Consider the following 10,377-nt stretch of genomic DNA (forward strand, 5'->3'; position numbering starts at 1 on the left):
TCCCTGCCCCCCGAGGGGGCCGCTGCGCCTGCGGTCCGGCAGAGCCGGTCCCGCGGCCCCTGCTTGCCGGGGAAATTCAGGTGATTTCGGTTACCGTCGAGCGACTCAAGCGCCACAGCGCCAGGCCGGCGCACAGCCACTGCACAACATACAGCGCCGTACCCAGGCCATGCCAAAGCTTGAGGTTGCCGCCTTCGGCACGCGCACTGACGATGCGCGGCGCGATACCGAACTCCACCAGCAAGGCCAGCAACAAGCCAGTCACTATGAATTTGATAGCTGCTTGCGCTTGCTGCGCAAGGGCTGTATCGTCTTTTTTGTTAAAAACCAGAAGCAACAGCATGGCGCAGCCCGTGCTGAGCCAGGTCTGCGCAGTGAAGAGCTTGGCCGCCATGGCACCGGCAACAGCGGGCGTGCCGAGATTGGCGAACAGCATGGGAACCACCACGAATCCCAAACCAGTCAGGCTGCCCCACCAGAGAGCCGCCACCATCACATTGAAGCGTTGCTTCATTGGAAATTTTCCGATGGGCCGCCCCTGGGGAAATTAGCCCCCTCGGGGGGCAGAGAACTACACACAGTGAGTGAGCGTGGGGGCCACATTTTCTAGATGTACATCACCGCGATGATTTCGTAGCGTTTGATACCGCCTGGCGCCTGGACTTCGGCTGTATCGCCTTCGTCTTTGCCGATCAGCGCACGTGCAATCGGCGAGCTGATGTTGACCCGGCCCGCCTTGATGTCGGCCTCGTCTTCACCCACGATCTGATAAGTCACCTTGTCGCCGGTATCTTCATCTTCCAGTTCGATGGTGGAACCGAACACGACCTTGCCGCCCGCGTCCAGTTCGGACGGGTCGATGATTTGGGCAGCGGAAAGCTTGCCTTCGATTTCCTGAATACGGCCTTCGATGAAGCCCTGACGGTCTTTGGCGGCGTCGTATTCGGCGTTTTCGCTCAGGTCACCCTGCGCACGCGCTTCGGAAATGGAATTGATGACCCAGGGCCGGTCAACGGTTTTCAGCTGGTGCAGTTCGGCCTTGAGGCTTTCCGCGCCACGCTTGGTAATGGGAATGGTTGCCATGTTTTTGCTCCTCTCAAAAGCGAAACCGCCACCAGTCACCTGGCGGCGGCGCTTGAATCCAAAGTTTCAATCAAACAAGTTTAATGCAAATCGGATCTGCTGAAATCCGGAAAAAACCCGGGGCGTCAGGCTGTCAGCCTAGCTGCGCATGCAACTCCTGCACGGAATAAACCGGCAGGTTATCCAGGTACTTCATGCCCTCCACGGCCGCTTCGGCGCCGGCAATGGTGGTGTACGTCGTCACACGGGCCAGCAGCGCCGAGGTGCGGATCTGGCGCGAATCGGTAATCGCGTTGCGCCGCTCTTCCACCGTGTTAATGACCAGGGCGATTTCGTTGTTCTTGATCATGTCCACCACGTGCGGCCGGCCCTCGGTGACCTTGTTGACCACAGTGCAGGCGATACCCGCGGCCTGGATGGCGRCCGCAGTGCCTTTGGTGGCCACGATTTCAAACTTCAGGGCCGCCAGCTTGCGCGCGACTTCCACGGCACGCGGCTTGTCATTGTTCTTGACGGTGAGGAACACCTTGCCGGAGGTCGGCAGCTTGGTGCCCGCGCCGAGCTGGGACTTCACGAAGGCTTCGCCGAAAGTCTTGCCCACGCCCATGACTTCGCCGGTGGATTTCATCTCGGGGCCGAGAATCGTGTCCACGCCGGGGAACTTGACGAAGGGGAACACCGCTTCCTTGACACTGAAGTAAGGCGGTGTGACTTCGTCCTTGATGCCCTGCGAAGCCAGCGACTGGCCCACCATGCAACGTGCTGCCACTTTGGCCAGCTGGATTCCGGTGGCCTTGCTGACAAAGGGTACCGTGCGCGAGGCACGCGGGTTGACTTCCAGCACGTAGATGACGTCTTTGCCGTCAATGTTCTGGATCGCGAACTGCACGTTCATGAGACCCACCACCGTCAGTGCCTCGGCCATCGCGGCGGTCTGGCGCTTGATTTCGGTGACGGTTTCCGCGCTCAGGGAATATGGCGGCAAAGAGCACGCGGAGTCGCCGCTGTGCACGCCGGCCTGCTCGATGTGCTCCATCACGCCCCCGATGAAAGTGCGGCCTTCGGGGTCACGCAGGCAATCGACGTCGCACTCGATGGCGTCGTTCAGGAAGCGATCCAGCAGTACTGGCGAGTCATGGCTGACCTTGACAGCCTCGCGCATGTAGCGCTCAAGGTCACGCTGCTCGTGCACGATCTCCATGGCACGGCCGCCCAGGACATAACTGGGGCGCACAACCAGGGGGTAACCCAGCGCAGCGGCTTTTTCAAGCGCTTCGGGCTCGGTGCGCGCCGTGGCGTTGGGCGGCTGGCGCAGCTTCAACTCGTGCAGCAGCTTCTGGAAGCGCTCGCGGTCTTCCGCCGCGTCAATCATGTCGGGCGAAGTGCCGATGATGGGCACGCCGTTCGCTTCCAGATCCAGCGCCAGCTTCAAAGGCGTCTGGCCGCCGTACTGGACGATCACGCCCAACGGTTTTTCCTTGTCGACAATTTCGAGCACGTCTTCGAGCGTCAGCGGTTCGAAATAGAGGCGGTCCGAGGTGTCGTAGTCGGTCGAGACGGTTTCAGGGTTGCAGTTGACCATGATGGTCTCGTAGCCGTCTTCGCGCATGGCCAACGCCGCGTGCACGCAGCAGTAGTCAAACTCGATGCCCTGCCCGATGCGGTTGGGCCCGCCGCCGAGGACCATGATTTTTTTCTTGTCGGTCGGAGCGGCTTCGCACTCGCTGCCTTCGGCCTCATAGGTCGAATACATGTAGGCGGTGTTGGTGGCAAACTCGGCGGCACAGGTGTCCACGCGCTTGTAGACCGGACGCACGCCCAGCGCACGGCGCTTTTCGCGAATGGCCGTGTCGGTGGTCTTGAGCTGCTTGGCCAGTCGGCGGTCGGAGAAGCCTTTTTGCTTCAGCGCACGCAGCGTGACGGCGTCGATCTTGTCGAGCGAGGTGGTTTCGAGTTCAAGTTCTATCTTGACGATCTGCTCGATCTGCACGAGAAACCACGGGTCGATCTTGGTGAGCGCAAAGACTTCATCGACGCTCATGCCCAGCGCAAACGCGTCACCCACATACCAGATGCGGTCGGGGCCGGGCGCGCCGAGTTCTTTCTCAAGCACTTCACGGTCTTGCGTCTTCTCGTTCATGCCGTCGACGCCGACTTCCAGGCCGCGCAGCGCTTTCTGGAAGGACTCCTGGAAAGTGCGGCCCATGGCCATCACCTCACCCACAGACTTCATCTGCGTGGTCAGGCGCGAATCAGCAGCCGGGAATTTCTCGAACGCGAAACGCGGAATCTTCGTGACGACGTAGTCGATGCTGGGCTCGAAGCTCGCTGGGGTTGCGCCGCCCGTGATTTCGTTACGCAGCTCGTCGAGCGTGTAGCCCACCGCCAACTTGGCCGCGACCTTGGCAATCGGGAAACCCGTGGCCTTGGAGGCCAGCGCCGATGAGCGCGAGACGCGCGGGTTCATCTCGATCACGACCATACGGCCGTCGACCGGGTTGATGGAGAACTGCACGTTGGAACCACCGGTATCCACGCCGATTTCCCGCAGCACAGCCAGCGAGGCGTTACGCAGGATCTGGTATTCCTTGTCAGTCAGCGTCTGGGCCGGTGCCACGGTGATCGAGTCACCGGTGTGCACGCCCATCGGGTCCAGATTTTCAATGGAGCAGACGATGATACAGTTGTCGGCGGTGTCGCGCACGACTTCCATCTCGTACTCTTTCCAGCCGAGCAGCGATTCTTCAATCAGCAGCTCATTGGTGGGCGAAGCTTCGAGGCCGCGTTTGCAGATCACTTCGAATTCTTCGGAGTTGTAGGCGATGCCGCCGCCGGTGCCGCCCAGCGTGAAGCTTGGGCGGATCACGGTCGGGAAACCAACGGTTTTCTGGACTGCCCAGGCTTCATCCATGCTGTGCGCAATGCCGGAGCGGGCTGAGCCCAAACCGATCTTGGTCATCGCGTCCTTGAATTTCAGGCGGTCTTCGGCCTTGTCGATGGCTTCGGGCTTGGCGCCAATCAGCTCGACCTTGTACTTGTCGAGCACGCCGTTGTGCCAGAGGTCGAGCGCGCAGTTGAGCGCAGTCTGTCCGCCCATGGTCGGCAGGATGGCGTCAGGGCGTTCCTTGGCGATGATTTTTTCGACTGTCTGCCAGGTGATGGGCTCAATGTAGGTGACGTCGGCGGTCGCCGGGTCGGTCATGATCGTGGCGGGGTTGCTGTTGATCAGGATGACCTTGTAGCCCTCTTCGCGCAGCGCCTTGCAGGCCTGCACGCCGGAGTAGTCGAACTCGCAAGCCTGGCCGATGATGATGGGGCCGGCGCCGATGATGAGGACGGATTTGATGTCTGTACGTTTTGGCATTATTTGTTCCCTCCATGCTGTTCCATGAGGGCTGTGAAACGATCAAACAGATACGAAATATCGTGCGGGCCAGGCGAGGCTTCCGGGTGACCCTGAAAGCAAAACGCCGGCTTGTCGGTGCGGGCCAGGCCTTGCAACGTGCCGTCAAACAGGCTGATGTGCGTGGGCCGCAGGTTGGCGGGCAGGCTTTTTTCATCCACCGCAAAACCGTGGTTCTGGCTGGTGATGCTGACGCGGCCGTTGTCCAGGTCTTTCACCGGGTGGTTGGCACCGTGGTGGCCGAACTTCATCTTGAAGGTCTTCGCGCCGCTGGCCAGCGCCATGATCTGGTGGCCCAGGCAGATACCGAAAGTCGGGATGCCGGTCTCAATGAGTTCACGCACCGCCGCAATCGCGTAGTCACAAGGCTCAGGGTCGCCCGGGCCATTGGCCAGGAAGATGCCGTCGGGTTTGAGCTTGAGCACGTCGGCAGCTGGCGTTTGTGCCGGCACCACGGTGATGCGCGCACCGCGCTCGGCCATCATGCKCAGGATGTTTTTCTTCACGCCGAAGTCAAAAGCCACGACGTGGAATTTGGGCGTGATTTGCACGCCATAACCCGCGCCGAGTTTCCATTCGGTCTGCGTCCATTCGTAGGTTTGCTTGACCGAGACGACCTTGGCCAGGTCGAGCCCGGCCATGCTGGGGGCGCCGCGCGCGGCCGCAACGGCCTTTTCGATCGCGGGCTGACTGACTTCTTCGCCCGCAGGCAGTGCCAGGATGCAGCCGTTTTGCGCGCCCTTGGTGCGCAGGTGGCGTGTGAGCTGCCGGGTGTCTATGCCGGCGATGGCTACCGTGTTTTCCTTGACCAGGTATTCGGACAAGGTCATGGTCATGCGGAAATTCGAGGCCAGCAGCGGCAGGTCCTTGATGATCAGGCCGGCCGCGTGGACTTTTTCAGCTTCGACGTCTTCGGCATTGATGCCGTAGTTGCCGATGTGCGGGTACGTGAGGGTGACGATCTGCTGGCAGTAGCTCGGATCCGTGAGGATTTCCTGATAGCCGGTCATGGCGGTGTTGAACACCACCTCGCCGACTGTGGAGCCTGCGGCTCCAATGGAATTGCCGATAAAGACCGTGCCGTCTGCGAGCGCCAGTATGGCGTGTGGGGATTTTTCGCGTGATCCCTGTAGAGACAAAAGCACTGGGTTCTCCGGGTTGGTTACGGTTCGCCCAAGCGTGCACAAGAAACGTCTCAGGGAGACTCTTGCTGGCTGCCTTAGTTGGCTGCTTTTGTGAGGGTGTTTGCTTTGTCTGCGCTCGGGCGAAGCTGTGTTTTGAAAAGCCCTTGATTATAGCCTAGGGATGTGGCCCCCACGGTCGCTCACTTCGTGTAGCTCCCTGCCCCCCGAGGGGGCTGCCCGCCCTACGGCCCGGCAGAGCCGGTTCCGCGGCTCATGCTGGCTTGAAGATTCAGGGCGAATGCAGGGGAGTATTTCACCAGTGGGGGCCGCGGGTTCGGCTTTGCCAGCCCCAGGCGCCGCCCCCCGGAAGGGGGGAACGGGCTACACGCAGTGAGCCTGGACGGGGGTGGGTCTATATCTTCAGCGAACTTGCGTACAGGCAAATTGCGGCCGCGGCTGCCACATTAAGCGACTCCTCGCCCCCCGGCTGGTCGATGCGGATCTTGAGCGCCGCCCGGCTCATGAGGTCGTCGCTAACGCCCTGCCCTTCGTGGCCCATGGCCCATGCACACGGCACAGGCAACTTCTGCTGATGCAAAAAGCTGCCTTGGTGCGAGCTGGTGACAACGATGGGCACGGTCAATGCTGCCAGAGCCTCGGGCTCCAGGCCTTCCACCAGTTGCAGTGCAAAGTGGGCACCCATACCGGCACGCAGCACTTTGGGCGACCAGAGCGCCGCCGTACCCCTGAGGGCAAGAACCTGGCCAAAGCCAAAGGCCGCTGCGCTGCGCAGGATGGAGCCCACGTTGCCGGCATCCTGCACACGGTCCAGGATGACCGAGGCTGCATGGGGTTGCGGGCTGGCGGGCGCCGGCAAATCCAGCACAAAACCCATGCGAGCGGGTGACTCCAGGCCGCTGATTTCCGGCAGCAGTGCATCGGAAATTACTATGTTTTTGATAGCTGCTTGCGCCCATTCAGATTGGCTTGCAGACCAAAATGATTCACAAAAAACGGCGATGGCAGGCTGCAGGCCGCGCGCCAGCGCTGCACGGCATAAATGGTCCCCCTCCAGCCAGACGCGSCCCTGYTTGCGGTACGCGGTGCTGTCYTGCGASAGYTTGCGCAGSTCYTTGATCAGAGGGTTGTCGCGCGAAGTGATGTACGTGGCGGAGCCGGAGGATCCGGAGAAGCCGGAACTCACCGCAAGACCTCAGCCACCGGCGCAAAGGACCTGCGATGCTGGGGACAGGCGCCGTGTTCGCGCAACGCAGCCAGATGTTCGGCCGTGCCGTACCCTTTATGGTCGGCAAACCCGTACTGGGGATACTCAAGATGGAACTCCGCGCACCAACGGTCGCGGTAAACCTTGGCCAGAATCGACGCTGCGGAAATCGAAGGCACCAGCGCGTCACCACCCACAATGGCCTCGGACAGGATCACCAGTGTTGGCAGCCGGTTGCCGTCGACCAGCACCTTGTTGGGCTTGAGGCGCAGGCCTTCCACCGCGCGCCGCATGGCCAGTAAAGTAGCCTGCAGGATGTTGATGCTGTCGATCTCCTCGGCGGTTGCCAGCGCAATCGAGCAGCACAGTGCCTTGGCGCGGATTTCGTCATAGAGTTTTTCGCGGCGCAAGGCCGTGAGCTTCTTGGAGTCGGCCAGCCCCTGAATGGGATTGAGCTCATCAAGAATGACGGCGGCCGCGACCACCGGGCCCATCAATGGTCCCCGGCCAGCTTCGTCCACGCCAGCCACAAGGCCAGGCGTATCCCATGACAAGGGTGTTTGCTCAGCTTTCAAGAATTTGCTGGATCGCATCTGTCGCCAGTTTTGAAGTGTCCCGCTGCAGTTCCGCATGCAGCGCGGTAAATCGTTGTTCTACAGCCGCTATTTTGTCAGGTGCCGAAGACTTTGCGTCAACCCATTTCARCACTTCCGCTGCCAGCGCCTCAGGCGTGGCCGCGTCCTGCAGCAGCTCCGGAACGACAAACTCCCGGCAGAGGATATTGGGCAGGCCCACCCATGGCTGCAATTTCTTGCGCCGCATGATTTGCCATGACAGCCAGTTCATGTTGTAGGCGATCACCATGGGCCGCTTGAAAAGCGCCGCCTCCAGCGTGGCGGTGCCACTCGCTATCAGCGTTACATCACATGCCGCCAGCGCGCTGTGGGACTGGCCCTCGATGATCTGCAGATGGGGTTTCATTCCTTCCACGTCCGCATGGCGCTCAATCACGCCCTTCAGCGCGGGAATGGCCGGCACTATAAATTTGATAGCTGGTTGCGCATGTTGAATAAGGGCTGCAGCCTTAAAGAATCGTTGCGCGAGGTACTGGATTTCGGATTTCCGGCTGCCGGGAAGAATGGCCACCACGGTGTCTTCATCCTGCAAACCCAGCTTGCGCCGGGCCGCTGCGCGGTCAGGCTGCAGGGGAATGACATTGGCCAGCGGGTGACCCACATAGGTCGCGGCAATGCCATGAGCAGCCAGCAGCGCAGGCTCAAAAGGAAAGATGCACAGCACGTGGTCCACACTGCGCCGTATCTTTTCAACACGGTCGGCACGCCAGGCCCAGATGGCGGGGCTGACAAAATGCACGGTCTTGATGCCTTGAACCTTGAGCGCCGCCTCCAGGTCAAGATTGAAGTCGGGTGCATCAATGCCAAGGAAAAGGTCTGGGCGCTGATCMAGCAGGCGTTGCTTCAGTTGTTCGCGTATKCCGACGATCTCGCGGTAATGCCGCAATACCTCAACATACCCGCGTACCGCCAGCTTTTCACTGGGCCACCAGGCGTTAAAACCGCGGCTTGCCATCTGTGAGCCGCCGATACCGTTTGACGTCAGTGCCGGCCAGCGGGCCTTGAAACCATCGAGCAGCAGGCCGGCGAGCAAATCTCCAGAGGTTTCGCCCGCGACCATCGCCACGCAAGGGGAACGGGCTCTCAGGGAGTCCGCAACGGGGAGGCCTGCCTCTCTACGGGCTGGCAGAGGGCTTGGCTCCATCAACGACATAGGTCTTACCGGACAATGCCGCGCTGCGGCGAGGTTTGTTCCAGAAATGAAAGCATCATCTGCACATCAGGCGCGGCATCCGGGTACTTTTCCGTCAGAGCGGCAATGCGCTCGCGCGATACATCCAGGGTCAGGTCGTCACGGTACAGCGCTTTGTGCATGGCCTTGACAGCGGAAATTCGCTCCGGTGAAAAGCCCCGTCGCCGCAGCCCTTCAAAATTCATGGAGCGCGCCTCGGCCGGTTGTCCCTGCGCCATGACAAAAGGCGGTAAATCGGCAAACAGCAGCGAGCACATGGCGGTGAAGCTGTGGGCACCGATTTTCACGAACTGGTGCGCGACGGTGAAGCCGCCCAGAATCACCCAGTCGCCGACATGCACATGGCCACCCAGTTGGGTGTTGTTGGCAAAAATGGTGTTGTTGCCCACCACGCAGTCGTGCGCCAGATGCACATAGGCCATGAGCCAGTTGTCATCCCCCACACGGGTCACGCCAGTGTCGCCCGGCGAGCCGATGTTGAAGGTGCAGAACTCGCGAATGGTGTTGCGGTGGCCGATCACCAGTTCACAAGGTTCACCCGCATACTTTTTATCCTGCGGAATTGCACCCAGTGAATTGAACTGGAAAATCCGGTTGTCACGGCCTATGGTGGTGTGTCCTTCGATCACGCAGTGGGCACCCACGGTGGTGCCGGCACCAATCTTCACGTGCGGACCAATGACCGTATAGGGACCGACGCTCACCGACTCATGGAGCTGGGCTTGCGGATCAATAAGTGCAGTGGAATGTATAGCCGTCATGACGAAATCAACTGTTCAGCGAATAGGTCGGCCAAAAGCCGTATGGGCAAGTCCCCCTTCACACCGGGGCCGCGGGACTGGCTCCGCCAGACCGCAGGCGCAGCAGCCCTCTCGGGGGGCAGCGAATTACGCGAAGCGAAAAGCGTGGGGGCCATTCACGCGATCGTGCGCATGGTGCACATCAATTCGGCTTCGCAGGCAATGGTCTCACCTACCCTGGTGACCCCTTTAAATTTAAAAATGCCGGCCTTCATGCGGTCCAGTGTGACGTCCATGATCAGCTGGTCGCCAGGTTCAACGGGGCGCTTGAAGCGTGCACCGTCGATGCCGGCGAAGTAATAGACCGTCTTGTCGTCGGGCGTGACGCCCAGCGTCGCAAAGGCCAGCAGCGCGGCCGCCTGCGCCATGGCTTCCAGTATCAATACCCCCGGCATCACCGGGTGATGGGGAAAGTGCCCCATAAAAAAGGGCTCGTTGATCGTGACGTTTTTGAGCGCCTTGATGCGTTTGCCTTTTTCGATTTCCAGCACCCGGTCCACCAGCAGGATGGGATAACGATGCGGCAGCTGTTTGAGAATTTGGTGGATATCCATCATGATTTTTCTTGAGTGTGTCCTGAGTGCAGGATGGCTTTTTCGACCTCCCTGAGACGCTCACGAAGCGTATGAAGCTGCTTGAGCGTAGCGGCATTTTTTTCCCAGACAGCATTGTCGTCGATGGGAAAGAGCCCGGTGTAATGCCCGGGCTTCAAAATGGATCGGGTTACCACCGATGCAGCCGAGACATGCACACCATCGGCGAGCGTCAGGTGGCCCAGCACAATGGCGCCGCCCCCCACCGTGCAATGCGCACCAATCGTGGCGCTGCCCGCGACGCCGGCACAGCCGGCCATGGCGGTATGTTTGCCAACCCGGACGTTGTGGCCGATCTGGACCAGGTTATCGAGCTTCACAC

General features: G+C 60.5%; 9 protein-coding genes and 1 pseudogene. All 10 read right to left on the minus strand.

What is annotated here, in order from left to right; translation table 11 throughout:
- Positions 1–76: 76 nt before the first annotated feature.
- The gene (locus AC1D1P_RS06475; protein ID WP_477669264.1) at positions 77–514 is read right to left on the minus strand and encodes a DUF4149 domain-containing protein; all 438 of its coding nucleotides are present in this window, start codon (positions 512–514) and stop codon (positions 77–79) included.
- Positions 515–606: 92 nt separating this feature from the next.
- The gene (greA, locus tag AC1D1P_RS06480; protein ID WP_477649842.1) at positions 607–1,083 is read right to left on the minus strand and encodes a transcription elongation factor GreA; all 477 of its coding nucleotides are present in this window, start codon (positions 1,081–1,083) and stop codon (positions 607–609) included.
- A gap of 133 nt (positions 1,084–1,216) precedes the next feature.
- Positions 1,217–4,447, minus strand: a complete 3,231-nt coding sequence (carB, locus tag AC1D1P_RS06485; protein WP_477672446.1) for a carbamoyl-phosphate synthase large subunit — start codon at positions 4,445–4,447, stop codon at positions 1,217–1,219.
- Positions 4,447–5,631, minus strand: coding sequence for a glutamine-hydrolyzing carbamoyl-phosphate synthase small subunit (carA, locus tag AC1D1P_RS06490; protein ID WP_477672447.1), 1,185 nt, complete (start codon positions 5,629–5,631; stop codon positions 4,447–4,449). Before carA ends, carB begins: the two co-directional genes overlap by 1 nt.
- A gap of 391 nt (positions 5,632–6,022) precedes the next feature.
- Positions 6,023–6,814, minus strand: a complete 792-nt coding sequence (locus tag AC1D1P_RS06495; RefSeq protein ID WP_477672448.1) for a TrmH family RNA methyltransferase — start codon at positions 6,812–6,814, stop codon at positions 6,023–6,025.
- Positions 6,811–7,428, minus strand: a complete 618-nt coding sequence (gene rnhB / locus AC1D1P_RS06500; protein ID WP_477669260.1) for a ribonuclease HII — start codon at positions 7,426–7,428, stop codon at positions 6,811–6,813. Before rnhB ends, AC1D1P_RS06495 begins: the two co-directional genes overlap by 4 nt.
- On the minus strand, positions 7,400–8,614 hold the full coding sequence (lpxB, locus tag AC1D1P_RS06505) for a lipid-A-disaccharide synthase (RefSeq protein ID WP_477672449.1): 1,215 nt from the start codon (positions 8,612–8,614) through the stop codon (positions 7,400–7,402). Before lpxB ends, rnhB begins: the two co-directional genes overlap by 29 nt.
- Before the next feature lie 14 nt (positions 8,615–8,628).
- Positions 8,629–9,423, minus strand: a complete 795-nt coding sequence (lpxA, locus tag AC1D1P_RS06510; RefSeq protein WP_477669258.1) for an acyl-ACP--UDP-N-acetylglucosamine O-acyltransferase — start codon at positions 9,421–9,423, stop codon at positions 8,629–8,631.
- A 155-nt stretch (positions 9,424–9,578) separates the two neighbouring features.
- A complete protein-coding gene (gene fabZ / locus AC1D1P_RS06515) occupies positions 9,579–10,019 on the minus strand; it encodes a 3-hydroxyacyl-ACP dehydratase FabZ (protein WP_477669257.1) in 441 nt (146 codons plus the stop codon).
- Positions 10,016–10,377: pseudogene (locus AC1D1P_RS06520) on the minus strand (UDP-3-O-(3-hydroxymyristoyl)glucosamine N-acyltransferase); the annotation flags it as partial. The pseudogene AC1D1P_RS06520 and the gene fabZ, both read right to left, overlap by 4 nt.

The sequence above is a fragment of the Polaromonas sp. P1_E1_2 genome, assembly GCF_056406035.1.

Bases quoted from the DNA above. Each gene is read 5' to 3' on its own strand.
- AC1D1P_RS06475 (WP_477669264.1), bottom strand. From the start codon at position 514: ATGAAGCAACGCTTCAATGTGATGGTGGCGGCTCTCTGGTGGGGCAGC.
- greA (WP_477649842.1), bottom strand. From the start codon at position 1,083: ATGGCAACCATTCCCATTACCAAGCGTGGCGCGGAAAGCCTCAAGGCC.
- rnhB (WP_477669260.1), bottom strand. From the start codon at position 7,428: ATGCGATCCAGCAAATTCTTGAAAGCTGAGCAAACACCCTTGTCATGG.
- lpxA (WP_477669258.1), bottom strand. From the start codon at position 9,423: ATGACGGCTATACATTCCACTGCACTTATTGATCCGCAAGCCCAGCTC.
- fabZ (WP_477669257.1), bottom strand. From the start codon at position 10,019: ATGATGGATATCCACCAAATTCTCAAACAGCTGCCGCATCGTTATCCC.